Origin of the sequence: Frankia sp. CcI49 (genome assembly GCF_001983215.1) — a bacterium.
Taxonomy (GTDB): domain Bacteria; phylum Actinomycetota; class Actinomycetes; order Frankiales; family Frankiaceae; genus Parafrankia; species Parafrankia irregularis.
The window spans coordinates 130,495-154,528 of the sequence record NZ_MOWP01000019.1 but is presented as its reverse complement, the minus strand read 5'-3'; the positions used below and the strand labels follow the sequence as shown (position 1 = coordinate 154,528).

At 68.5% G+C, this 24,034-nt stretch carries 21 protein-coding genes; 11 read left to right on the top strand and 10 right to left on the bottom strand.

From position 1 onward, the window contains the following. Nucleotides 1-21: 21 nt before the first annotated feature. Nucleotides 22-1,473: an NAD(P)/FAD-dependent oxidoreductase gene (locus CcI49_RS18710; protein WP_054570270.1), complete on the bottom strand. Its 1,452-nt coding sequence runs from the start codon at nt 1,471-1,473 to the stop codon at nt 22-24. A 353-nt stretch (nt 1,474-1,826) separates the two neighbouring features. On the opposite strand from CcI49_RS18710, the gene CcI49_RS40660 reads away from it, so the two are divergent. Both CcI49_RS40660 and CcI49_RS18700 read left to right on the top strand, forming a co-directional pair. Further along, nucleotides 1,827-2,018, top strand: a complete 192-nt coding sequence (locus CcI49_RS40660) for a keywimysin-related RiPP (RefSeq protein WP_076828136.1) — start codon at nt 1,827-1,829, stop codon at nt 2,016-2,018. Nucleotides 2,019-2,302: 284 nt separating this feature from the next. Further along, nucleotides 2,303-3,865: an FAD-dependent monooxygenase gene (locus tag CcI49_RS18700; RefSeq protein WP_054570269.1), complete on the top strand. Its 1,563-nt coding sequence runs from the start codon at nt 2,303-2,305 to the stop codon at nt 3,863-3,865. Here the strand turns inward: CcI49_RS18700 and CcI49_RS18695 are convergent. Next, nucleotides 3,813-5,057 (bottom strand): hypothetical protein, encoded by a 1,245-nt coding sequence (locus CcI49_RS18695; RefSeq protein ID WP_131831128.1) that lies wholly within the window; start codon nt 5,055-5,057, stop codon nt 3,813-3,815. The two genes, CcI49_RS18700 and CcI49_RS18695, sit on opposite strands and share 53 nt — an antisense overlap. A 176-nt stretch (nt 5,058-5,233) precedes the next feature. On the opposite strand from CcI49_RS18695, the gene CcI49_RS18690 reads away from it, so the two are divergent. The 3 genes from CcI49_RS18690 (at nt 5,234) to CcI49_RS18680 (ending at nt 7,947) form a co-directional block, all read left to right on the top strand. Further along, on the top strand, nt 5,234-5,944 hold the full coding sequence (locus tag CcI49_RS18690; protein WP_054570267.1) for a response regulator: 711 nt from the start codon (nt 5,234-5,236) through the stop codon (nt 5,942-5,944). Nucleotides 5,945-6,103: 159 nt separating this feature from the next. Beyond that, complete coding sequence (locus CcI49_RS18685; RefSeq protein WP_054570266.1) at nt 6,104-7,009, top strand: LLM class F420-dependent oxidoreductase; 906 nt, start codon at nt 6,104-6,106, stop codon at nt 7,007-7,009. Between the two features lie 50 nt (nt 7,010-7,059). After that, entirely contained in the window at nt 7,060-7,947 is an 888-nt protein-coding gene (locus CcI49_RS18680; RefSeq protein ID WP_054570265.1) for an SDR family oxidoreductase, read from the top strand. A 165-nt stretch (nt 7,948-8,112) separates the two neighbouring features. Here CcI49_RS18680 and CcI49_RS18675 read toward each other — a convergent pair whose 3' ends face one another. From CcI49_RS18675 to CcI49_RS18660, 5 genes are all read right to left on the bottom strand, one after another. Continuing rightward, nucleotides 8,113-8,718 (bottom strand): nuclear transport factor 2 family protein, encoded by a 606-nt coding sequence (locus CcI49_RS18675; protein WP_076828132.1) that lies wholly within the window; start codon nt 8,716-8,718, stop codon nt 8,113-8,115. A gap of 224 nt (nt 8,719-8,942) precedes the next feature. Continuing rightward, nucleotides 8,943-9,482, bottom strand: coding sequence for a hypothetical protein (locus CcI49_RS18670; protein ID WP_054570263.1), 540 nt, complete (start codon nt 9,480-9,482; stop codon nt 8,943-8,945). A 131-nt stretch (nt 9,483-9,613) separates the two neighbouring features. Then, the gene (locus CcI49_RS18665) at nt 9,614-10,012 is read right to left on the bottom strand and encodes a VOC family protein (protein ID WP_054570262.1); all 399 of its coding nucleotides are present in this window, start codon (nt 10,010-10,012) and stop codon (nt 9,614-9,616) included. 187 nt (nt 10,013-10,199) lie between these two features. After that, entirely contained in the window at nt 10,200-10,697 is a 498-nt protein-coding gene (locus CcI49_RS41590) for a hypothetical protein (RefSeq protein ID WP_131831127.1), read from the bottom strand. A gap of 4 nt (nt 10,698-10,701) precedes the next feature. Continuing rightward, on the bottom strand, nt 10,702-11,970 hold the full coding sequence (locus CcI49_RS18660) for an amidohydrolase family protein (protein WP_076828130.1): 1,269 nt from the start codon (nt 11,968-11,970) through the stop codon (nt 10,702-10,704). 273 nt (nt 11,971-12,243) lie between these two features. Here CcI49_RS18660 and CcI49_RS18655 point away from each other — a divergent pair, with 273 nt between their 5' ends. Next, a complete protein-coding gene (locus CcI49_RS18655) occupies nt 12,244-13,113 on the top strand; it encodes an IclR family transcriptional regulator C-terminal domain-containing protein (protein ID WP_083473803.1) in 870 nt (289 codons plus the stop codon). 309 nt (nt 13,114-13,422) lie between these two features. On the opposite strand, the gene CcI49_RS18650 is transcribed toward CcI49_RS18655, so the two are convergent. The 3 genes from CcI49_RS18650 to CcI49_RS18640 form a co-directional block, all read right to left on the bottom strand. Beyond that, complete coding sequence (locus CcI49_RS18650; protein WP_076828127.1) at nt 13,423-14,550, bottom strand: acyl-CoA dehydrogenase family protein; 1,128 nt, start codon at nt 14,548-14,550, stop codon at nt 13,423-13,425. Continuing rightward, the gene (locus CcI49_RS18645) at nt 14,550-15,569 is read right to left on the bottom strand and encodes an acyl-CoA dehydrogenase family protein (protein ID WP_054570258.1); all 1,020 of its coding nucleotides are present in this window, start codon (nt 15,567-15,569) and stop codon (nt 14,550-14,552) included. The genes CcI49_RS18650 and CcI49_RS18645 overlap by 1 nt, the downstream gene beginning before the upstream one ends. A 250-nt stretch (nt 15,570-15,819) precedes the next feature. Then, the gene (locus CcI49_RS18640; protein WP_054570257.1) at nt 15,820-16,362 is read right to left on the bottom strand and encodes a TetR/AcrR family transcriptional regulator; all 543 of its coding nucleotides are present in this window, start codon (nt 16,360-16,362) and stop codon (nt 15,820-15,822) included. Between the two features lie 425 nt (nt 16,363-16,787). On the opposite strand from CcI49_RS18640, the gene CcI49_RS18635 reads away from it, so the two are divergent. The 5 genes from CcI49_RS18635 (at nt 16,788) to CcI49_RS18615 (ending at nt 23,990) form a co-directional block, all read left to right on the top strand. Further along, nucleotides 16,788-17,507, top strand: coding sequence for an RraA family protein (locus CcI49_RS18635; RefSeq protein WP_083473800.1), 720 nt, complete (start codon nt 16,788-16,790; stop codon nt 17,505-17,507). A gap of 298 nt (nt 17,508-17,805) precedes the next feature. Further along, the gene (locus CcI49_RS18630; RefSeq protein ID WP_131831125.1) at nt 17,806-19,074 is read left to right on the top strand and encodes an ABC transporter substrate-binding protein; all 1,269 of its coding nucleotides are present in this window, start codon (nt 17,806-17,808) and stop codon (nt 19,072-19,074) included. A gap of 74 nt (nt 19,075-19,148) precedes the next feature. Continuing rightward, nucleotides 19,149-21,932: a branched-chain amino acid ABC transporter permease/ATP-binding protein gene (locus CcI49_RS18625; protein ID WP_054570254.1), complete on the top strand. Its 2,784-nt coding sequence runs from the start codon at nt 19,149-19,151 to the stop codon at nt 21,930-21,932. Next, complete coding sequence (locus CcI49_RS18620) at nt 21,929-22,717, top strand: ABC transporter ATP-binding protein (protein ID WP_054570253.1); 789 nt, start codon at nt 21,929-21,931, stop codon at nt 22,715-22,717. Before CcI49_RS18625 ends, CcI49_RS18620 begins: the two co-directional genes overlap by 4 nt. A gap of 157 nt (nt 22,718-22,874) precedes the next feature. Continuing rightward, nucleotides 22,875-23,990 (top strand): NDMA-dependent alcohol dehydrogenase, encoded by a 1,116-nt coding sequence (locus tag CcI49_RS18615; protein ID WP_076828121.1) that lies wholly within the window; start codon nt 22,875-22,877, stop codon nt 23,988-23,990. The last annotated feature ends 44 nt before the right edge of the window (nt 23,991-24,034 follow it).

The following is a 24,034-nucleotide window of genomic DNA, read 5'->3' as shown; positions in this document are numbered from 1 at the left end:
GGTCAGACCTGGTATGTCGGGTCAGGCCTGGTACAGCTCGGTCTGCTCGACCTGGGCGATCGTCGCGTGCGGCGGCGGCAGGAAACCGAGCTGGACCGTCCGCGGTTTCATCAGGGCACCGAGGATCCAGTCCGCGGCGACGTAGGCCCGGTTGGTACCCGCCTTCAGCGCGAGCAGGTGGTAGGCGCGGGTGACCACCGCCGCCGGCACGCCCGAAAGACGCAGGCCCAGCGGGTTGGCGACCGCGTCGGCCCCGCCGAGGTCGACGACGAATCCCAGGTCACGGTGATGGTAGGGACGCATCGCCCCGTAGCCCAGTGACGCCGCGATGTTGCGGCCCGCTGCCGTGCCCTGCCGCACGGCGTTCTGCGCGGTCTGTCCCGCGGGGACACCGCCCCGGGTCGAGTCGGGTACGGCCGCCGCGTCGCCCAGGGCGAACACACCGGCGTGGCCCGGCACCCGGAACCGTTCGTCGACGACCAGCCGCCCCCGCACGGTCTCCGCGCCGAACGAACTCACCAGCGGGTTCGGGGTCACACCCGCGCACCAGACCAGGGTGTGGGTCGGGATGGCCTCGCCGCTGGTGAGCGTGACGGAGTCGGGGCGCACCTGCTGGACCGACGTCTTCAGCCGGACTTCCACCCCCCGCTCCCGCAGCACCCGGGACGCCCCGATACCGAGGTGTTCGTCCAGCTCGGGCAGCACCTTCGGGGCGAGGTCGAGCAACAGCCAGCGGACCTGGTCGGACCGCAGCCGCGGGAACTGCGCCAGCGCCTTCATGGTGAACCGCCGCATCTGCGCCGCGAGCTCCGTGCCGGTGTACCCGGCGCCGACGACGACGAAGGTGCAGTGCGCCCGGCGTTCGGCCTCGTGCACGGCCGCGTCGGCGTAGGCCATCTGGCGCAGCACGTGGTCACGAAGGAAGACCGCCTCCGCGAGGTTCTTCATCCCCAGCCCGAACTCGGCCAGGCCGGGGATGTCGAACGTCCGCGTGTGCGCCCCGGGCGCGAGGACCAGCCTGTCCCAGGCCAGGGTGAACGGGACACCGGCTCGGCTCAGGACGGTGACGTTGCGCGCGGTGGGATCGATCTCGGTCACATGCCCCAGATGCGACACGGTGCGGCGCAACGTCCCGCGGACGGAGACCGCGAGGTGGCGTGGCTCGATGTCGCCGGCGGCCACCTGCGGAAGCAGCGACGTGTAGAGCAGATGGTCCACGGGGGAGACGAGCGCGAGGTCCGCGGCGTGGGCCGGGAGCCGCGCCTCCAGGTACTGCAGCACGCCGAGCCCGGCGTATCCGCTGCCGACCACGATCACCTTGGGCCGTCGCCGTCCGTCCCCGATCAGGTCGGCCGACGTCAACGCCCTCGGACGCAGCACCGGCGCCTCCTTGGGCGGCGCGTTCTCGGGACCGGCGTGGCGCCACTGCTCGGTCCGGCGGACGAGGCGGGCGATGGTCGGCGAGTTCTTCATCTGCGTACTCCTGACCCCGCGGCCACCGCAGCGRCGCCGACGCGGGCATGGCAAGGGCACGGGTCGTGTAGTCCGGCGTACCGCTACGCGGTCCCTCCCAACCGGGCCGCGGCGGACGTGTGATGAGCGCATGGTGGCTGAACCGTCACTGAACCGGTGCGGGGCACGATGAAGCTCGGACGGGTGCTCCCACTCGCCTGACGCCGATGAGCCAGGCGGGCGGACGGATTGTCCGGCAGATCCGCGCCGGACGAGGCGCGCTCGGACAGCCGGACCAGGCCGGCAGCCGGATCGACTCGGCAGCCGGACCAACAGGGCCGGACGCACGAGAGCTCGGACGGAAGGGGTAGGTCATGAAGGCCAGGTACGAAGCGCCCGCGATTGCACCTCAGGGCTCGTTCCGGGACGTCACCCGGGGAGTCTTCGTGTTCGTCGGTGGCGGCGGTGGTTGGGGCTGGGGCCGCAGCTGGGGTTGGGGCTGGGGCGGTGGCTGGGGTTGGGGCTGGGGTGGCGGTTGGGGCTGGGGCGGTGGCTGGGGCTGGTGAGCTCCGAATCCGCAACCGTGACCGCCACTCGCCCGAGGAAGTGAGTGAGTCCCGGGGCCACTGAGCCCCGCGGCGGGTCCCAGCCCGGGTAACCCGCTCCTGGTCGTGCAGGTCGGTGGACCTTCCTCCGAGCTGCACGACCCTTGTCGTTCCCGGGGCTGTCGTTGTTCTCGGGGCTGTTGTCGTTCTCGGGGCATTCGTTGTTCCGGGCAGTCGTCGTTCCGGGACAGCTTTGGGGGAGTCGTCCACGTCTAGGGCAGGGGGACCGTGTGAGGATCGTCTGTGTGGGTGGGGGGCCGGCCGGGCTGTACTTCGCGATCTCCGCGAAACGTCGCGACGCCGGCCACGAGATCACCGTCATCGACCGGGACCCGCCGGGTGCCACCTACGGCTGGGGGGTCGTCTACTGGGACAACCTGCTCGACGTCCTGTTCCGCAACGACCCGGTGAGCGCGCGGGAGATCCGCGCGGCGTCGACCCTGTGGCAGGAGCAGGACATCAGCCTGGGGCCCGGCCGGGTCGCGCAGTTCGCCGGTTACGGGTTCAGCGTGCAGCGCGCGGCCCTGCTCGACATCCTCACCCGGCGGGCGATCGAGCTGGGGATCCACGTCGAGCACGGCCGTGACATCACCGACCTGGCCGACCTGGCGGCGCTGGGCTGGCGCGGGGGAGCCGGCACGCGGCCCGGGGACGAGCCGCGCCCCGCCCCTGATCTCGTCGTCGGCGCGGACGGTGCGAACAGCCGGGTGCGATCGATGTTCGACGGCCGGTTCGGCACCTCGACGGACGTCGGGGCGAACCAGTACATCTGGCTTGGCACGCGCCGACACTTCGACCGGTTCACGTTCGCGTTCGAACGCACCCCGTCCGGCTGGGTGTGGTTCCACGCCTACCCCTCCGGCGCGGACGTGAGCACCTGCATCGTCGAGTGCTCGCCGAGGACCTGGGAACGGCTCGGGTTCGCGATCTCGTCGGGCCCGGAGATGCTGCGGACCCTGAGCGACATCTTCGCGGTGCCGCTCGCCGGGCACGGCCTGACTGACAACCCGCGCCGGCCGGCACGCTGGCAGCGGTTCACGCAGGTCAGGAACCAGCACTGGTCGGTGGGCAACACGGTGCTCCTGGGCGATGCCGCGCACACGACGCATTTCACCCTCGGCTCGGGCACGACGCTGGCGATGATCGACGGGGTCATGCTCGCGCAGATGCTCCACGAGCACGGCGCGGTCGCCCCGGCGCTCGCGCAGTTCGACCACGAGGGCCACGCGGCCCTCGAACCGCTGCAGGCCAGGGCGCGGACCAGCATGTCCTGGTTCGAACGGGTGGACGCGCTGCTCGACCGGGAGGCGGTGGGTGCGACGGGGGCCGACCCGGTCGAGTTCGCGTACGCGATGGCGACCCGCCAGAGCGACCAGCCGCCGTGGAGCTACCAGGCGCATCGGGCGATGCAGGTCCCGGCGCTGCGACGGGCCCGCCGCTGGCTCGACACGTCGGTGCGGTGGTACCTGGCCCGCCGCCGCGGTGAGCCGGCCCGCCTCGCCGCGGGCCCCTTCGGCCCGCCCGCCACCCGTGCGGACTCGGCCACCCTTGCGGACTCGGCCACCCGTGCCGACTCCGCCACCCGTGCCGAGGCCCGCGCCGTCACCCGGACGAACCCCGACGCCCAGGTCCGCGTCCGTGCGGAGCGCACCGACGCGGGGCGTGGTCCCGGGGGCGAGCCGGCGCCGGCCGGGTCAGCGGCCGGCAGCGCCGGCGGGGACGGCGGAAGCGGCGGAAACCGCGGCTACGAAAAGGTCAGTCAGCCTGCCAGAACAGGGGGACCTGGCGCCCGCTCTGCGGGGTCGTGAAGCCGACGAGCTGACCCAGCCGGTTGCGGCTGCTGACGACGCCCGACGCCAGTGTCCCCGGACCGCCGATGTCGCGCGCGACCCCGTCGGACCACAGGTAGGGCCGCGCGACGCCGTCCGGGGTGGTGGCCGAGCCGATGACGGCGCCGTCCTCGTTGATCTCGAGGGGCGAGATCGTGTCACCACCGAAGCCGGTGAGGTACTGGCGCTGCCCGGCCGTCCACACGTACGCCGACGGTGTGCTCGCCGGGAACGCCGGGGCCTGGCTGTCCACGCCGGTGCCCGCCGTCCCGTAGTTCTCCACGAGCACCTGGCCGCGGTCGTTCAGGCCGATCGCCGCGCTGTCGCCGAAGCCGGGTGCCACGCCGAGATCGATGATCTGCCCGTCCTCCCAGAGGACCGCGTGACCGTGCCCGTCGGGGGTGTCACTCATGCCGACGACCTGGCCGCGGTTGTTGATCGCGATCGGGTAGCTGTACCGCCCGCCGAGGGTACCGAGGTCACGCAGGCCCCCGGGCGCGGACAGGAAGGCATGCTGATCGCCGGTCGCCGTGGCGCTGACCCCGGCGACCTGGCCGCGGTCGTTGATCAGGTCCGCGCTGCTCCACGTGCCGCCCAGGGTTCCCAGGTCCGTCGCCACGCCGCCGTACCAGACCGTCGCCCGGGTGTTCGGGCCCGGTATCTCCGACCCCGCCAGGTCCGAGCCGCTCACACCGATCGCGGTCCCGTCCGGGGCCAGGGCGCTGACCGTGCTGAACCGGCCGGGGCCGGGCGAGGTCGGTGCCAGCATGGTGAGCTGCCCGTTCGCCCACAGGAAGCCCCGGCTGGGCGCGTCCGACGGAAACTGGTTTCCCGCGACCTGGCCGGCGTCGTTGACGGTGACGGGCAGGCTGTCCGGGATCACGACGGGCACCCGGTCGCGCCAGACGACGCCCTGCGGGCTCCCGTTGTCGGCCCAGGCCAGCCCGACGATCAGGCCGTCGTTGTTCACCACGCTGGCGTTGCCGGCGGAGAGGCCGGCGGGCAGCGCCAGCGCCACCAGCTCGAAGTGGTCCCCGAAGTAGCTCGCGCCCGGATCGGCCCGCGCCACGGCGAGCGGATCGAGCGCGCTGAGGGAACAGAACGCGGCGAGCACGCCGAACCCCGTCGTCCGCAGGCGCATGCGCGCCCGCGCTCTTGTCGTGACCTCCACCAGATCCTCCCCGAATATGGATGACTACTATCAGTAGTTTTTCTGGGATGGTAGGCGGTGCCGGGACCAGTGCCGTCCAGTGCCGTCCAGCGCCGCCTGTCAGATGGGTGACCGCCGCCGGCCGGGTCGCCAACCTGGCATGCTGTGGCGAACTGGCACGTGACGGGAGCTGATGGATGGGCGACGGGTCCGAGCCGCGGGCGCGGGTTCGGGTGCTGTTCGTGGACGACGAGCCGCAGCTGCTGCGGGCCATGCGGATCACGCTGCGTGCCAAGGGGTACGACGTCCGCACGGCCGTCGACGGCGGGGACGCTCTCGGTCAGGCCGCGGCCCATCCGCCGGACATCATCGTTCTCGACCTCGGCCTGCCGGACCTGGACGGTCTCGACGTGATCCGCGGCCTGCGCGGCTGGACCAGGGTGCCGATCATCGTCCTGTCCGGCCGGACGTCCGGGCCGGAGAAGATCGCGGCCCTGGACGCCGGCGCCGACGACTACATCACCAAGCCGTTCTCCGTCGAGGAACTGCTCGCCCGCATGCGAGCCGTGGCACGGCGCGCCTCCACGAGCGAGGCCGGGCCGGCGGTGGACGTCGGCCACTACCGGGTCGACCTCGCGGCCAGGTCCGTCACCGCCCGGGAGGACGGAGCGCCGCCGGTGCACCTGACGCCGACCGAATGGCGGCTGCTCGAGGCGCTGGTACGCGACGCGGGCAAGCTCGTCAGCAGCCGCGCGCTCGTCAGCGGGGTCTGGGGCCCGACCTACTCCGACGACACGTCGTCGCTGCGGCTCTACATCAACCGGCTGCGTCGCAAGCTCGAGCCGGATCCGACCCGCCCCCGCCATCTGACCACCGAGCCGGGTATGGGCTACCGCTTCCAGCCCTGATCCAGGGCGCTCCACCAGCGAGTATGGCCCGGGAGGGCCGCTGCGGAAGGGGTACCCCAGCCGGATTTCTGACTGTCGTGTCTACCTTCTGGTAGACAGGTTTGAGACGCCGGCCCAGGTCCGGCCCGCGCGGGACGCATGAACAGGGTGACGACAACGATGCGCTTCATCTTTCATTACCCGGAGACGTCAGGTACCGACGGCGACATGCTCGATCCCGGGCCGCTGCGGGACGTCGCCCAGGCCGCCGAGCGAGCCGGCTTCGACGCGCTCTCCCTCACCGAGCACCCGGTTCCCGGCGCCCGCTGGCTGGAGAACGGCGGCCACCAGAGCCTCGACCCGTTCGTCGGCCTCGGCTATGTCGCCGCCGCGACCGAACGGCTGCGGCTGCTCACCCACCTGTCGGTCGCGCCCTACCGCAATCCGTTCCTGCTCGCCAAGGCCGCGGCCACCGTCGACAAGATCTCCGACGGCCGTTTCACCCTGGGTATCGGTGCCGGGTACCAGAAGTCCGAGTTCTACGCCCTCGGCGTGAACTTCGAGGAGCGCAACGCGCTGTTCGACGAAATCCTGGACGTCCTGCCGCTGCACTGGAAAGGCGAGCCGTTCAGCTACCAGGGCCTGCATTTCGACGCCCGCAACGTCATCGCCCGCCCGCGGCCGGTCCAGGACCCGATTCCGGTCTGGATCGGCGGGAACTCCAAACTGAGCCGGCGTCGCGTCGCGGCCCGCGCCCAGGGCTGGATGGCGATGTCCGGTGGGCCGGAGCTGTCGACGACCGCCCGGACGGTGTCCATCGGCTCCCTCGACAACCTCGCCGGCATGATCCGCGAGATACGCGACACCGCCGCGGCGAACGGCCGGACCGACCTGATCGACGTCTCGTACTCCTACTCCGGGGTGCCGTCCGAAACCAGCATCACCGCCGAGGCCGACCGGCACCGCGAGGCCCTCGCCGAGATCGAGAAGGCCGGCGTGACCTGGGTCGTGATCTCCTCCCACACCCGGTCGGCGGCCGAGACCATCAGCTTCATCGAGACCTTCGGCGAGACCCTGATCCCCTGAACCACCCGGCAGGTGTCGAGATCCAGAATCCGAACGGAGGCGAACCCGGCGTGGGCTGGTTCGAGGAACGCAGTGGTCTGGCGGGCAGTGTCGCCGTCATCAGCGGTGGAGCGGGCGGCCTCGGCGGTGCCATCACCGCCGATCTGGCCGCCAACGGAGTGCGGGTAGCTGTGCTGGACATCGACCCGGCCGGGGTCGAGGCCCTGCGCGACTCCCTCGCCGCCCAGGGCGCCGACGCGATCGTCCACCACGGCGACTCCCGCGACCCCGCTGAGCTCGACAGGCTGTTCGCCGCCGTCGACGAGACCTGGGGCCGGGTGGACACCCTGGTCAACGTCGTCGGCGGCACGTTCCGCGCCCCGTTCGTCGAGACCCGGGCCAAGGGCTGGGACGCCCTGCTGCGGCTGAACCTCATGCACGTCCTGCACGCCTGCTCGCTGGCCGTCCCCCGGATGCAGGCCGGCGGTCGCGGCGGCAGCATCGTGAACCTGACGACCATCGAGGCGCACCGGGCCGCCCCCGGTTTCGCGGTCTACTCGGCGGCCAAGGCGGCTGTCGAGCAGTTCGGCCGCACCCTGGCCGTGGAGGTCGCCCCGGACGGCATCCGGGTCAACAACGTCGCCCCGGACTTCACCCCGACCCCGAACATGCGCCGGATGGTCGGCGGCGACGGCGCCTACTCGACACCCACCGGCCTGCAGGTGGGCATCCCGATGGGCCGCGCCGGTGTGCCGACGGACGTCTCCGGCTGCGTCGTGTTCCTCGCCTCGGGCCTGTCGTCCTACCTCACCGGCACGACCCTGCACCCCGACGGCGGCACCTACGCCTCCTCCGGCTGGCTGAACTGGCCCGGCACCGGCTGGGCGAACCACGCCCCGTCCCCGGTCCTGGCCTCCCTGCAACAGCCCGCCACCGCCTCCGCCGATCCGGCCCCATAGGTTCGCGACAGGTCGCGCGCAAACCTGCCGGGCACTGGCCCAACCAGGAAGCCCGTGGCCGACGGTGCCGAAGCCGACGGCCACGGGATCGCGCCCAGAGGACGCGTCCCAGAACACAGCACCATCCGTATACGGTCAGAATGCTGGGCCAGCGTCCTCAGCCTCTCAGTGGTTCTTGAGCGGCGCCATCGGATCGACCTCGGCCCGGCCGCCGTAGGTCCACTGCACCCGCTGTTCCTCGGGGGGGAGCGGATTGAGGGGACCGTTGAGGTCGGCCAGCGTGGTGGCGAACGCGCTGTCACCGGTCGTCTTGTAGATCTTCCATCCGCCGTCGGTCCTACGAAGGTAGTTCACCCGTCGCGAGAGACTAAGCATCGGCGCGGCCCCGCGGGACTGGAAGATCCCGAGCTGGTTCGAGTACTGCACCGCGGTATCGCCGTGGACCTCGATGCGCTGGTCGAGGCTGGTCTGGAACACATACGGCAGCGGACCGGGGTCGCCGAAGTAGAAGTCCCAGTACCTGGTGTACTCCTCGCGACCCTTCGGGCCCTTCCCTGGTTCATGCAGGGCCTGGATCTCGATCGTCGCGTCATCGGTGAGAACTTCCAGGGCTTCCATACGTCCCGCCTGGATGCCATTGAACCCACCTGTACATGCATGATGCCAGCGGCGGAACACCTCGTTGATCTCCCGCACGTCCTCGAGCTCCTGAAGCCGAGCCTCGAGGTCCGCGATCCGCTTCTCGTAGCCGTCGACGCTGGACTCGGACACGCCAAAACCTCCCTGYCGACCTTCCAGAGGCCGAACATGAAAAACTGAGTGTTTCTCGAAATGCAACAATTCATCTGGCGGGCGTTGGAGCAGGGTGCCTACCCAAAGCCGCAAGGATCGCCTGTTAATTGCACCGAAGGCAGGATATCGCCGGGAACGGGAAGTCGAGCGTTCCCGCGCCGTTCGGGCCGCATGCAATATGATCGATGGGCCGGAGCCGATGTTCAGCCTGCCGATCGGCCCTGCCGGGCTCTGGCGCGCTGGACGGCGTCTGCCTCCTGGTACACGTTGTCCAGCGCCGAGGCGATCAGGGTCTCGTCCAGCAACGGGACAAGGTAACCACCGCCAGCTTCAATGAGCATCGGCGCCAAGCGCGTCCTGATTCTTTCAACGGCCCAAGGAAGCATGCTGCCACCCGCCACCGTGTCGAACTCGACGACCCGGTTGGAGATCTCCGACCCTTCGGTATCCCGGCGGATATAGTGGTAGTGCGGCTTGTCATCGAACAGGTCGAAGCGCAGGTATTCATAGCCGTCGTCCGTACCGCACACATGGATGGACACACCCTCATCGGTGAATCCGCCGTCCGGCGATGCCTCCCGAAGCTCCGTGAGGAGGGCCTCGTTGTCGGCGTAGGTCTCCTCGAGCGCCGCCGGGTCGACATTGCGATACTCGACGCCGATCGTGAGTGCCCCGGCCGGATGCAGGTGCGTGTTCTCGGCGACAGGTGGTTGTGGCGGAAGGCTGTACACCATGCCGACCACGAGCGTCCTCCTTCATCGCATGGCAACGTCTGAAATCTGTTGAAGACGGTGGATGCAGTGCCACCGCGGGGCGCCCGCTCGAAGATCCAGGCCTGAGCCGAGTTCGCCGAAATCGTCGCCGACGGCCGAGCTCAGTCGTCGATCCCGGAGATTCCGGGCCAGCCATGGGTCGAGAAGTCAAAGTAGACGCCGTCGGGCGTCCGCATCTTCATCTCCCAGGTGACGCCAGCGTTCTCGGATTCCGGATCCACGAGCATCTCCACTCCGAGGCTCCTCGCTCGCTGGACAGCGGAGTCCATGTCGGAGACGACAAGGCCGATATGGTTGAGACCCTCGGGCTTGCCGTTTACATAGTCATCATCGACCTTGATGAGCGCGACGTTGACCGTGCCGTCACTCAGATAGATGGCGCCCGACTTGTCGACGTCGCCGGCGCGGCCCACCTCCTCCATCTCGAACAAAGCGGAGTAGAACTTCGAAGCCCAGTGCAGATCGTCGCATTTGATCGCGACGTGTCGAAGCCTGGCCATCTGCAATCTCCGATCTCGACTAACTCCAGAACAGTCCCGAACAGTCTTTCAATTGGTACAAGCAAGCAGGTTCGCCGGCAGCGGGTCAACCATCTAAGACTGTTGCCCCCTTCCGTATCTCGCGGATGACAGTCCTGTGGCCCAAAGGAAAGATCTGAACTGCCATCCACGCCATCGCGCAGGCCACTCATGCAGCTACTTCCGGTCTCACCTTCGCGTTGTTCAGGGAGCGAGCGAGTCGCGCAACGGCTGCGCATGTCTCGCCCAGTCGTGTCAGATCAACGAAATCTGCAAGGTATGCTCCGCCGGAGCGCCTGAGCATTTCCTGCGTGCGGTTCGCCAGGCAGCCGAGGGCCCAGTCCAGCATCGGGCCGTTTGGCCCCTCGTCGAAGGGCACCCAGACCTGAAAGTCATCCGTCGGGTGAATGTAATGATAGTGCGGCTCGTCCTCGAAACAGTCAAACCGAAGATATTCGCTTCCGGAAACGGAACCGCAGACGTGGATCGAGATTCCCCAGTCATCCACGTGAATGTCTGAAGGCCCATTCCCGTACGCCTGTCGAAGCACCTCGTCATCGAGATGGCGGCTCTCGACGCCGATTCGCAGCGGTCCCGCGTCAAACCAGGTTGTGTTCGCCTCTATCGGCGGGATCGGACGGCGGCGGACGCGATATCCGACACCCATGGCGCTAATGCTTCTTCACCTGGACGTCCGTGAGGTGGGGCTCGAGCTGCAACATCTCAATCGCGTTGCCACGGACGATCTTGAAGATCTCCGTCGGGTTCAGGCCTGCAAGCACCTTCTCCGCGTAGGTCTTCGTGTTCGGCCAGCTGGAATCCTGATGTGGGTAGTCGCACTCGAACGTGATCATGTCGATGCCGATGTCCTGCCTGGCCTTGATCCCGAACGCGTCCTCGAAGAAGCAGCCCCAGATGTGGCCGGGGACGTAGCTGCTGGGCGGCTGGGTGATCAGCGGGCTCCAGTCGTCATGATAGTTCTTCTTGTGCCAGAGGTTGTCGAGGCGCTCCCAGAGGAACGGCATCCAGCCGATCTGGCTCTCCGAGAAGGCGATCCTGAGATTGGGGAACCTCACGAGGTTGCCCGACAACAGCCAGTCGGCCATGGCAAACTGCGACGCCGTGGTCGTCAGTGCGATCGGCACGCACAACGGGGCATCGTCGGAGGTCATCTGTCCCTGTCCGGACGATCCGATGTGGATGCAGATCACCGTCCCGGTCTCGTTGCACGCGGTGAAGAACGGATCCCAGTATCCGTTGGCGTCGTGGATGCTAGGCAGGCCCTGAGCCGACGGAAGTTCGGTGAACACGACCGCACGGACGCCGCGCTCCGCGTTCCGCCTTACCTCCATCGCGGCCAGCTCTGCGTCCCACAGCGGCACGATGCACAGCGGGATGAGTCGACCGCCGCTGTCCCCGCACCATTCATCGACCATCCAGTCGTTGTAGGCGCGAACACATGCCAGGCCGAGATCCTTGTCCTTGGCGTCGAGGAAACGCTGCCCGGCGAACCGTGGGTAGGTCGGGAAACACATCGACCGCTCTATGTGGTTGATGCTCATGTCCTCGAGACGTTCCTTGACCGAGTAGAACCCGGGCCTCATCCGGTCGTAGCTGATCGGCCCCGGAACGACCTCCTCCGACGGCAGACCTGCCGCGGCGTTGCCGAGCAGGGTCGCCGAAATGTCGCCCTCGAAGAGCCACCAGTCTGTCTCCGGCCCCGTCGCAGCCGGCCGGAACGCGCTCCAGCCCGATCGTGCCGCTCGAGAGATCTCGCCCTCCGGGACCATCTCGTACGGCCCTCGGACGATCTTTGGACCTGCGTCCCGCCAACGGGCCGGCAGCCACCTCTGCCACAAATCCCGGGGCTCGACGACATGGTCATCAACCGAGATGATCGGCGGAATCTCGACTGCTGCGGAGTTCGTTGATTCAGCCATCCGTCGTCGTCTCCTTGCTGTCGACCCCAGGGATCCCCTGCCTGGCAGCGGGACCACAAGGGCATGCAGAAACTGTTGTTCTTGGTGCCGCACGCGGACAGGTCGAAGTCGATTATCGCCAATGCCCGTTCCGTTTCCAGCACGGCCCTCGTCGACTTTTTTGGCGAGCTTGAGAAGTAGGTTTCCCGCGCCGTCTRCTCAGCTAACAGGCTCTGGTTTGCAGCATGCTGGCAGCTTGCGTCGGAGTCAACAGCTGAAGTAGAGTTTCATATTATGACAATCTTATCGGCCCACCCGGAACCCGCCGAGCCCCTGGCGGCGGTTGTCGATCCCAGCTCTCTGGCCAGTCGGGGCGCAGCTACGACGATCCAGTCCGCCCGACGCGCGACGCGGCTGCTGGTCGCCGTTGCGATGAACGGAGGGCTGTCAGCTCGTGACGCTGCGGCGCAGTTCTCGCTCTCGCTCCCGACCGCGTACCACTTACTCAACTCGCTGGCCGTCGAGGGAATCCTCACGAAGGAAGGATCGCGGTACGTGCTCGGTCCAATGGCTGGGATTGTCGCCGACGGCATCAGGCGCGGAGCCCGCGGCCCGGAACGTTACATAGCGACGATGCGCGAGCTGGCGGAGTCAACCGGCGAGACCACGTATCTGAGTGCCTGGAAGGAGGGCGAGGTACGGATCCTGGAGGTGGTCGAAGGAAGCCATGTCATGCGCGTCTCAGGGCTCGTCGTGGGCTACTCGCAGAATCTGCACGCGCGCACGAGCGCTCGACTCCTGCTTGCGTTCGCGGATCCGCAGGTACAGGAGCGGCGACTCGACGGGCTGAAGCTGCGTCGGCTGACGCGGGCGACGATCACGAGCCGGTCCGAGTTGAACCGTGACCTCGAGCGGATCCGGCGGGACCGGGTCTCGGTGGGCAGGGACGAATATGTCGTCGGTCTGACCTGCGCCAGCGTGCCAATTCTGGAGAATGACGGAGTGGTGGCCGCGGTGACGTTGGCTGTACCCTCTTCGCGGTTCCAGGAAAATGGGTCCAAGTTGGTGGCGGCGCTGCGGCTTGCCGCCGCTGACGCCAGCGGCGACAAGCCGGTCCGAGCCACTCCTGGCCGGAACACGCTTACGCAGTCAGTTCCCGGATAAGTGCTGAAATGGGCCATGAAAACYGGCTCCGCACAGTTCACTGGAAACCGTGTCGGTGCGCCTTCAGATCATGACGCGCCGTGGTGACTGGGTGTCGCTCCCGTGCGCCGGGAATGTCCCGCCGGGCCGCGGGACGATCGGCCGTCTATGCGGGGACTGGCTCGTCCCGGTCACGCGGATCGCCGCAACGCTGGGGATTGCCTGGCACGGCGCACGAGGCGTTCGTCCGTCTCGGTGCAGCTTCGGCCACACCCAGCCCGCCCGCGACCACTGCTGAAACCGCCGATTGGCGTGGTGCGGGACGATCGCTCAACGCCGGGCGTCTGCTCGAGGCATCCCCAGTACCCGCTGGGCGAGCAGGTTGCGCTGGATCTGTGCGGACCCCCCGTAGACGCTCGTAGGCCGTGAGTGGAAGTACTCCCGGACCGCTCGGTCCGACTCGGCGCCGGTGACTGCCAGACCCCCCAGCGCGTCCAGCCAGGCGTGCCCGACCGCCTGCGCGGYGCGTGCCCACAGCAGCTTGGCCGCGGGCCCGGAGGGTCCCTCAGCCCGATCGGCCGCGCGAAGCGAGACCTGCCGAATGGAGTACAGGTGGAGAATCTGGACATCTATGTAGGCCCGTGAGAGCGTACGCCGGATCCGCTCGTGCCGGTCCAGCCCACTCGACGTGACGATCCGTTCGAGGTCCTCAAGACTGTTGAGCAGGTTGGGAACCACGCCGAGGTCGGCGGGACCACGCTCGAGTTGCAGCGCCCACATGGCGATGGGCCAACCGTCGCCCTGACTGCCCAGCAGGCAGTCGGCCGGTACCACGACGTCGTCCCAGAAGGTCTCGCAGGTGTCGGCTTCGCCATCGGCGGTCATGACCGGACGGACGGATACCCCGGGGCTCGTCATGTCGATGAGAAACGCGGAGATGCCCTGGTGCTTCGGGGCATCGGGCTCGGACCGGGCGAGCAGCAGGCACCAGTCGGCATCGCTCGCCCCGCTGGTCCACAGTTTTTGCCCGTTGACGACCCACGCGTCGCCGTTCCAGCGGCCAGAGGTGGTGAGGGCCGCGAGATCCGACCCCGCGCCCGGCTCGCTGAAGCCCTGGCACCACTGGATGTCGCCGCGCAGCGTGGGTAGGAGAAAGCGGTCCCGCTGCTGCTCTGTGCCGAACTCGAGAATCGCGCGGCACAGATAGTTGACGTTGGGCGGTATGGCCTGGGCGCCGGCCCGGGCCACCTCCTCGTTGAGGATCACGTCGTAGACCGGCGAGAGACCCTTGCCGCCCTGTTCCTCGGGCCAGGTCTGCGCTATGTATCCCGCCTCGTACAGCGCATGCTGCCACTCACGGCTGCTCGGTGCCGCGTCGTGGTTCGCGACGAAGGCGCGCAGCCAGTCGGCCAAGGCGCGCCGGTACTCCGCTTCGGCCGGCGTGTCACGGAAGTCCACTAGCGCTGCCTCACCCTCGCGTCGTAGACGTGGTCGAGATGGCCATCGGCGTCGCCCAGCAGGGAGCTTCCGGCGATCACACGCCGCGTGTACAGGTGGGCCGGGTGCTCCCACGTCTGGCCGACGCCACCGAGAACCTGCATGACGATCTCTGTCACCTCTCGACCCGTGTGTCCGAGCCACGCCTTGGCGGTCGACGCGGCCAGTCGCGCGTCCGGGGCGTCGAGTTCGTCGGCGGCCCAGGCGGCGTAGCTGATCGCGGCATCGGTCGCCTCGCAGACGACCACCGCGTCAGCGCACATGTGCTGGATGGCCTGGAAGGAACCGATGGGCGCGCCGAACGCGACACGTGTCTTTGAGTATTCGATCGCCCCGTCGACCGCCGCGCGCATCGAACCGAGGGCGTCGGCGCAGACCAGGGAGATGGCCAGCGACATCCAACGGTCGTGGTCCGAGGCACTGATGCGCCCACTCCGCTCGATCGCTCCGTCGGGGGGCAGCGATTCGAGCGGGAAGAGCATGTCACCGGTCGAACCGTGGCGCTCGACCGGTGACAGGGTGACTCTCGCCAAAGTCCCGGGCGAACCGATGCACAGCCCGACCTCCCCGTCTCCCCAGCGGACCGCGCCCTCGAGGTCGTCGGCAGTCGCCAGGCCTCCGAGGTCGCGGCGCAGCAGTACGGCTGCTGTCACGTCACCGGCGGCGACCGCTTCGGCGAGCTCGCCTGCTTCACCACCCAGCAGCAGCAGCTCGGTCGCCAGAAGCGCCGGGACGAACGGAGCGGGGCACAGCATCTCGCCCAGGCCGCGGGCGACGATCATCGCGTCCACCCCGCTGCCCAGCGGTGCGTCGTCCGAGCGGAGGCGCAGGCCGAGCAGGCCCGCCTCCACCAGCGAGTCCCAGGCACGCCGGTGGTCGAAGTCGTCGAGATCTCTTGGCCCCGACACTCCGAGGACGGGGCGCATGGACCTGATGGTCATGGCGAGCAGCTCCTGCTCCTTGTTCAGCAGCGCAAGCACCGGACAACCATCCCTCTCCATACTGAACGAAATTCAGTGTCATCTCGGCCACCGCCCAAAGCGGCGGACCCGCATCAACACCGCCGCCCGTCGCGATGACGTCTGCCAGCGCGCCGGTTCGAAGACCGCCCAGCCACCAGCGGATCGAGCGCGCCATGGACATGCCGGGCGAGCGGTCCGGTGTGGCACTGTCCGGCCGACACAGCCGCGGCGACAGGCAGGCCRCTCGCGGACCGTCGCCAACCATCTTCTACAGGAGTGCCAGCATGCTGGAAAACAGCTTCAGCGCGTCGTCTATCAGGCGCTTGCCTTCTGCGTCGCTGCGGCAGTGAGGGAATTCGAGGCAGAGCGATTTCAGTGCGCCGGCCAACATCACCGTGGCGGCGTTCACCAACTGGGGATCGTACTCCGACAACAGCGCCCGGTTCTGCCGAGCCCACTGACGGTCGGCCTCGGCCAGGATCCCGTCGAAACCGGGAGGCGCGTCGGTGCCGAGCACCACCATCGGCTCGAAGTCCCGCGCCAGCCACGCTCCCTGAAGGTAGGACTCGACTCCCGCCAGGAGCAGTTCCTTGCCGGTGGCATCGGCCTTGCGCGCCGCGGCCACCGCCGATCGCGTATGTTCTTCCTGGGCGCGCTGGTATTCAGCCCACAGCGCGAGGAATATCTGCTTCTTGCTCCCGAAGTGATGATAGAGGCCGCCGACGCTGATGCCGGAGCGCTCGGCGATGTCGATGATGGACGTCGCCGCGTATCCTTTTTCGGCGAACAGCTGGCGCGCCGAATCGAGCATCGCCTGCTTCGACTGGGCGCTCCGCTCCTCGTTCGTCCGACCCTTTTCCTGCCTCCTTGCCTTTGGTGGACGCGAGGAACGCCCGGCTCCGTTGGGCACAAATAGATCCACCTTTCTTCCGGGGGAACTCGACGAGGAGTGGTCTGCCGGTCGGAGCGCGGCGAAACCGGTCCGCCGAGACTACCGAACGCGGTTCGGTCGCGCAAGGAGCTGGTGCTCGTGGTCACGTCCGGGCAGCGGCGCCTCTTGACGGGCGCCTGTCGCGGGGCTACCTTCCGAACCGCGTTCGGTTTTTGGGGCCGCCCGCCCGGATCAGGAACGGATGGGGGCGCGGTCCGGTCGTAGTCCATGCGCCCGCTCGACGACCAGGCGTCCTTCACAGCCGGAGACAACGACGAGGCAGGACCCACCGTGCACACATCGGAATGGCTGACATGACTGTGGGAATTCCAGACCGAGAGGCTGTCGAGGCACTTCTGGCGTTCAGCACGCCGTCAGTGCTGAACGGACTCAAGCGACTGGGTAAGCACCCGTCCGAGCTGGAGAGCCTCGACCGCAACGTGGTCCGCTGCATCTCGCCGGGGCTCGGCCGACGAGTCGGTTTCGCTGCCACCCGGAAGGTATGGACCGGCCGAGACAACCCCGAGTCGAGCGGCCTGACGGCCTTGGATATTCCCGGGGCTCACGACGATCACATCCTCGCGGTACCCGGGCCGCGTATCCTCGTCGCCGAGAACGTCGGTGACTGGCGGGGCCGTGTCTGTATCTGGGGAGAAGTCGCAGCCAATCTCTACAAGGCGCTCGACTGTACCGCGGGCATCACCAACGGCCCGGTGCGTGACATCGACGAAATGCAGGAGGTAGGGTTCCAGACCTACGCTGGCGGCGTCGACGTCGGCGGAGGCTTCGTGAAGGTCCTCGAGACCGGGCAACCCGTCGAGATCGGCGGTGTCGCTGTCGCGACCGGAGACCTGCTACACGGTGACGGCCACGGTGTCGTGAAGGTCCCGCTGGAACTGGTCGAGGCGCTGCCTGACGCGATACGCGGACATGAGGCGAAAGAGCGCAATGTGATCGACCTGTGTCGCTCGTCCGCCTTCTCGCTGCCCGGCTACGCCGCGGCATGGACCGCCAGGTCATATTGAACCGATCTGAACCGGGGAACCGGCGGCGACGGCTTGTACTGGCGCGCCTAGTCGAACGTGTCGGTGTCGGTGCAACAGCCCCACCCGCCACGTGGCGGGTGATGGAGCCGGAGCCGGCCAGCTGCCGGTGCCAACCGCTCGGCCCAGCCTGATCGGGCGCCGGGAACGAGTGCAGCCAGGCAGGACCGTGCTGCGGCCGCCGGCCGTCACCACACGGCGCGGGCCGGACCGCCTGCGGGCAGCCGGCGCGCCCCGCTCAACGATCTACCACACGTCGAGGAACCAGGAGTTGACTTCCATGCCCCAAGACCGCCGTGCCACCACAGACTCCGCGCGCCCCTGGCGGCGGGCGGGCCGTTCCCGCCTCGGCCTTCCCTTACTCGCGGCTGCCGTGTTAGCGGCGGCTTGCTCGTCTTCCGACGGCTCGTCGTCCGCAGGGTCAGGGGGATCGGACACGCCCTTCGTCATCGGCAACATCACGTCCGCGACCGGCACCTACGCGAGCTCGATCGGCGGCGCGGCCCCCCTCGTCGACGCGTGGGCGCAGTGGACCAACGCTCATGGCGGCATCAACGGCCACCCCGTGAAGATCATTGCCAAGGACGACGGCGGCATCCCGTCGAAGGGCATAGCGGCCGCCAAGGCGCTCATGTCCGACAAGGTGACAGCGATCGTCGGCCCGGTCAGCAACACCGTGGCCAGCTGGCACAAGCTCGTGACCGCCGCCGGGATCCCGGTGATCGGCGGGCAGACGAACGGCGCGGGCCTGTACCAGACCGAGCCGCTGCTGTTTCCGACCGGCGCGACCGACCCGGCCGGCGTGGTGAGCCTCGCGGCCTCCCAGGGCCGCAAGAAGTTCGGCGTCATGTACTGCACCGAGGCTCCGGCCTGCGCCTCCCAGACGGAGGTGCTGACCAAGGCGACCGCGAAGTACTCGGCGGCGCTGAACGGGATCTCCATCGCGTACACCGGAACGGTGGCGTCCTCCGCGCCGAACTACACCGCGCAGTGCCTCGCGGCAAAGCAGGCCGGGGTCGACGCCCTCTACGTCGCGAACTCCGCGTCGGTGACCGTTCGCATCCTGAAGGACTGCGCAAGCCAGGGATTCAAGCCGACGGTCGTCGGCTACGGGCCGTCCGCGGACGACAGCTGGCTGACCGAGCCGGCCCTGGACGGCGCCCTCGTCGAAGAGCAGAACTTCCCCTGGTTCGGCACGGAGACCGAGGTCGAGAAGACCCTCCAGGCCGCTATCGCCCAGTACGCCCCGGATCTGTCGAAGTCCCAGACCTTCAACGCGAACATCTCCCAGACCTGGGCCTCGCTCGAGGTGTACAAGGCGATCGCCGAGCAGGGCAAGCTGACTCCGAGCTCCACCTCCAAGGATCTGGTCGACGCGATCCACGCGCTGCCCAAGGGCTGGATGGTCGACGGTGTGACCCCGCCACTGACGTTCGGCGCCGCCGGCAGCCCCAACCCGCCGATCAGCTGCTACTTCACGGCCAAGGTCCACAACGGCGCGTGGGTCGAGCCGAATCCCGGCAAGTACGACTGCCTGCCCACCGGCTGACCACCAGGGGCGGCCTGGTCATCCCATGCCGCCCTCCGCCGGTTTCCCGTCCACAGCCGTAGTTGGGGGTCCGCATGCGCGACCTGCTGCCATTTGTCATCCTTGGCCTGACGAGCGGGTCGGCCTACGGCCTCGCGGGCGTCGGGTTGGTTCTCACCTACAAGACCTCGGGTGTGTTCAACTTCGCCTTCGGGGCCCTGGGCACGCTCGCGGCCTACGTCTTCTACAGCCTCAACGTCTCGCACGGCCTGCCCTGGCCCGTAGCGGCGCTGCTGTCGACCGTCGTGCTGGGCACCGTGCTCGGCTACGTGTTCGAACTGTTCGCGCGGCACCTCTCACGTGCCGCCCTGGCGGTACGGATCGTCGCGATGCTGGGCATCGTGCTCGTCATCGAAGGCGCCTTCCTGCTGGCCCACGGCACCGAGTCTCAGACCTTCCCGACCTTCCTGCCGGACAACCGCTTCAAGGTCTTCGACGCGTACGTCAGCGCAAGCCAGTTGATCATCATGGGCCTTGCGCTGGTCCTGACGCTGGCGCTCTACGTCTTCCTTCATCGCACTCGGCTGGGCATGGCCATGCGGGCGGTCGTCGACGACCCGGCCCTGCTCGACCTGGCCGGAACCCGTCCCACAACGGTTCGCCGGATCGCCTGGATGATCGGCACCGTCTGCGCGCTCATGTCAGGAATCCTGCTCGCGCAGAGCACCAACCTCGACCCGGTGACGCTGACCGCGCTGGTCGCCCAGGCCTTCGCCGCCGCGGCCCTCGGCGCGTTCGCCAGTCTTCCGCTCGCCTACGCCGGCGGGCTCGCCGTCGGTGTTCTGTCGGCGATCCTGACCAGGTACGCCTCGTCCAGCGAATACCTCGCCGGCCTGCCGGCCAGCCTGCCGTTCGTGGTGCTGTTCGGAGTCCTGGTGGTGCTTCCCCGGCGGCGCCTCGCCACCCGCCTGCAAAGCATCCCGCTGCCGCGCGCGGCCTGGACCGCCCCGCTGCGCACGCAGATCTTCTTCTGTCTGATCGCCCTGGCCGCCCTGGCGTTCGTGCCGCAGTTCAGCGGCGACCACATCGGCCAGTGGGCTGGCTTCCTCGCGATAGCGATCATGTTCCTGTCGCTCGGATTGCTGGTCAGAACGTCCGGGCAGGTCTCCCTGTGCCACGCGGGATTCGGGGCGATCGGGGCGGTCGCCTTCTCGAAGCTGGCGACCGAGGCTCACCTGCCGTGGTTGCTGGCGCTACTCGTCGCCGGGCTCGTGGTGGTCCCCATTGGCGCCGTCATCGCCATCCCGGCGATTCGCCTGTCCGGCCTGTACCTGGCGCTTGCCACCTTCGGCTTCGGCCTGCTGCTGCAGAACATGTTCTACAACACCAGTCTGATGTTCGGCCTCAACGGCTACGGGGTGCCCATGCCCCGGCCGCATCTGTCCTGGCTGGACCTGGAGTCCGACACCGGCTTCTACTACGTGGTTCTGGCGGTCCTCGCCGTCGCCACAGCCGTTGTCATCGCGCTCACCCGCACCCGGCTCGGCCGGCTGCTGAACGCGCTCGGTGACTCGCCGACAGCACTGTCCATGGGCGGGACCAGCGTGCCCACCACCCAGGTACTCGTCTTCTGCATTTCGGCGTTCCTTGCCGGCATCTCGGGGGCGCTGCTCGGCGTCAGCCTGATCCAGGTTGACCCGACCTCCTTCAACCCGACGCTGTCCCTGACCTACCTCGCGCTGATCGTGCTGGCCGTCGGCGGGGCGCCATGGTACGCGCTCGTGCAGGCGGCGGGCCTCATGCTGATCCCCGCCTACGTCACCTCGGGGTCCGTGGGCTACTGGCTGCAGATCGTCTTCGGCCTGTTCGCCGTCCTGCTCGCCTTCGCGCCGCAGACGCGGCACGTGCCGGGATGGGTGCGGTTCAGCGCGGCGGGCGTCGCCCGGCTTCTCGGCGAGCGCGGCACAGGGCCGGTGCCCGCGGCGCCCGACGCCACGCCGGATCCGAATGAGACGGATCTTCCCAGCCCGCCCGGCGCTGCGGGGCGCCCGGTCGGCGAGGGACTACGCGTCGACAGCCTCCGGGTGCGGTTCGGCGGGCTGGTCGCCGTGGACCACCTCGCCCTGGCCGCACCCGCCGGTCAGATCACCGGCCTGATCGGGCCCAACGGCGCGGGCAAGACCAGCACCTTCGACGCCATCTGCGGGCTGAATCCCGCGGCCCAGGGCCGGGTCCACCTGCACGGCCGAGACATCTCCGGTGCCTCCCCGCCGGCGCGGGCGGCGGCCGGCCTGGGCAGGACGTTCCAGCAGATGCAGCTCTACGATTCCCTCACCGTCCTGGAGAACGTCCGGCTCGGTCGCGAGGCAGCGCTCGCCGGCCGCGGACCGCTGAACCAGATCTTCGCCGGCCGCAGCCGGCACCTCATCGACCGGGCGGCGCGGGAGGCGCTGCATCTATGCGGCATCGCTGATCTCAGCGATCGCGTGGTGGGCAGTCTGTCCACCGGACAACGCCGCCTCACCGAGCTGGCCCGCTGCCTCGCCGGACCGTTCGACCTGATGCTGCTCGACGAACCGTCCTCTGGCCTGGACGCCCACGAGACAAAGGCGTTCGGCGCGCTCCTGCGGCGTGTCGTCGCCACGCGCGGCGTCGGCATTCTGCTCGTGGAGCACGACATGTCGCTGGTGATGGATCTTTGCGACCGCATCTTCGTCCTCGACTTCGGCAAGCCGCTGTTCGCGGGAAGCCCGGCCGAGGTCACCGCGTCGGACCTGGTCAGGTCCGCCTATCTCGGGACAGGGGGACCGATGGACGGCACCGACCGGGCCGACGCCTCGTCCGGTAGCGACAGCCACGTCAAGGTCGAGGCGCGGTGACCGCCGCTCCCGCTCCTGTGAACGAGCCCGCGCAGCCTGTCCTGACCGTCCGTGGCCTGACCGCGGGCTACGGGGGCGTCACCGTGCTGCGCGGGGTGGACCTCGTCGTGCGGCGGGGCGAGGTCGTCGCCCTGGTCGGGGCGAACGGCGCGGGCAAGACCACGCTGCTACGCGCGATCAGCGGAACGGTCCCGGCGACCGGCGGGACAGTCCACCTCGGCGAGGACGACGTCACCCGGCTGTCGCCCGCCGAGCGCGCCCGGCGTGGGCTGTGCCTGATCCCCGAGGGGCGCGGCATCTTCCGCGCGCTCACCGTCGAGGAGAACCTGCGGCTGAGCACCCCGCCCTGGATCCGGCCCGCCAGCCCCGATGCCGCCTACGAGGCGTTCCCACTGCTTGCCGACCGACGGCGGCAGGTCGCCGGCACCATGTCCGGCGGCCAGCAGCAGATGCTGGCGCTGTCCCGGGCGATCCTCTCGCAGGCATCGGTGGTGCTGCTCGACGAGGTGTCCATGGGGCTGGCGCCGCTGATCGTGGATGTCATCTTCGCCGCGCTCGCCGCGCTGGCCGCCGAGGGCCGGTCCCTGCTTATCGTCGAGCAGTACGTGCAGCGCGCACTCGCGATGGCTGACTCAGTCCACCTGATGCGCAAGGGCACCGTCACACATGCCGGCCATCCCTCGACGTTGGACGAGACGCGGCTGGTCGCGGAGTACCTCGGCCAGGGAATGCATGCCGGCCAGTCAGTCGACGAACGTGCCGGCCAAGCCGCTGTCGGCGAATAGGCGCTGTCACCAGCCCGTACCTGTAGACCGCGCCAACACATCGGCACGATCAGGAGCGGACCACGGCCAGTGCACACCACCAAGATTCAGGACAGTTTCTCGGTGTCTATAGCGATAAGTCACGCTATGGCGGTAGCGGAAGAGGTGAGGGGTTCGTATGCAGACACAGGCAGCGGTTCTCTGGGGCGTCGGTGAGCCGTGGAAGATCGAAGACGTGACGCTGGATGAGCCGCGACGCAACGAGATCCGTGTCCGCCTCGCCGCCAGCGGCCTTTGCCACACCGATGAGCATCTCGTGACCGGCGACATTCCCGGTGTTCCCTATCCGATCGTCGGCGGCCACGAGGGTGCAGGCGTCGTCGACGCGGTCGGGCCCGGAGTCGACCAGCTGACGGAAGGGGATCATGTCGTCCTGACATTCATCCCAGCCTGTGGCGTCTGCGCGTTCTGTGTGTCAGGACACCAGAATCTGTGCGACAACGGCGCTCACATTATGACGGGCCGGGCGCTGTCCGACGGCGGATACCGGGTCCATGTCGGGGACCAGGACGTGTCGACGTACACCTCGTTGGGGACGTTCAGTCCGTACGTCGTAGTCAACCAACTTGCGGCGATCAAGATCGACGATGATATCCCGCTGGACAGGGCCGCTTTAGTCGGCTGCGGCGTGACAACTGGATGGGGAACCGCCGTTAACGCCGCGGACGTCCGCCTCGGACAGACGGTAGTCGTGATCGGTTGCGGCGGTCTCGGTATATCGGCTGTACAAGGCGCTCGCGCGGCCGGCGCCACCGAAATCGTGGCGATCGACCCAGTCGAGTTCAAGCGGACCCAGGCACTGCAGTTCGGCGCGACCCACGCGACCGAGAACATCGCGAATGCCGCGGCCTATCTCGTCGACAGGACGAGAGGAGTCATGGCCGATGCCGTCATGATCACGTCCTCCCTCGCCGCGGGCGAGATGATCGGTCCGGCGATGGGCCTCGCCGCGAAACGGGGCCGGGTCGTCGTGACGTCAACCGCCCCGCGCGGGCAGGAAACCGTGACAATGAGCCTCGCGGAGCTCACCTTCTGGGAAAAGCAGGTTCGGGGGTGCCTGTGGGGCTCGGCCAATCCCCGAACGGCGATCCCGGAGCTCCTCGACCTCTGTCGACGCGGCGTCCTCAAGCTCGACGAGATGATCACTCGTACGTACCGGCTCGACCAGATCAACGACGGATACGACGACTTGCGCAACGGCCGCAACATCCGCGGAGTCGTCCTTTTCGACTGACCGTGCTCCAACACCTCGGAACAGCTCCGGCCCGCAGGAGAACG

Coding starts and splice junctions, on each gene's coding strand:
- CcI49_RS18630 (WP_131831125.1), top strand. CDS start 17,806: ATGCCCCAAGACCGCCGTGCCACCACAGACTCCGCGCGCCCCTGGCGG.
- CcI49_RS18690 (WP_054570267.1), top strand. CDS start 5,234: ATGGGCGACGGGTCCGAGCCGCGGGCGCGGGTTCGGGTGCTGTTCGTG.
- CcI49_RS18640 (WP_054570257.1), bottom strand. CDS start 16,362: ATGCTCGATTCGGCGCGCCAGCTGTTCGCCGAAAAAGGATACGCGGCG.
- CcI49_RS40660 (WP_076828136.1), top strand. CDS start 1,827: ATGAAGGCCAGGTACGAAGCGCCCGCGATTGCACCTCAGGGCTCGTTC.
- CcI49_RS18615 (WP_076828121.1), top strand. CDS start 22,875: ATGCAGACACAGGCAGCGGTTCTCTGGGGCGTCGGTGAGCCGTGGAAG.
- CcI49_RS18685 (WP_054570266.1), top strand. CDS start 6,104: ATGCGCTTCATCTTTCATTACCCGGAGACGTCAGGTACCGACGGCGAC.
- CcI49_RS18710 (WP_054570270.1), bottom strand. CDS start 1,473: ATGAAGAACTCGCCGACCATCGCCCGCCTCGTCCGCCGGACCGAGCAG.
- CcI49_RS18660 (WP_076828130.1), bottom strand. CDS start 11,970: ATGGCTGAATCAACGAACTCCGCAGCAGTCGAGATTCCGCCGATCATC.
- CcI49_RS18635 (WP_083473800.1), top strand. CDS start 16,788: ATGGCTGACATGACTGTGGGAATTCCAGACCGAGAGGCTGTCGAGGCA.
- CcI49_RS18625 (WP_054570254.1), top strand. CDS start 19,149: ATGCGCGACCTGCTGCCATTTGTCATCCTTGGCCTGACGAGCGGGTCG.
- CcI49_RS41590 (WP_131831127.1), bottom strand. CDS start 10,697: ATGGGTGTCGGATATCGCGTCCGCCGCCGTCCGATCCCGCCGATAGAG.
- CcI49_RS18655 (WP_083473803.1), top strand. CDS start 12,244: ATGACAATCTTATCGGCCCACCCGGAACCCGCCGAGCCCCTGGCGGCG.
- CcI49_RS18665 (WP_054570262.1), bottom strand. CDS start 10,012: ATGGCCAGGCTTCGACACGTCGCGATCAAATGCGACGATCTGCACTGG.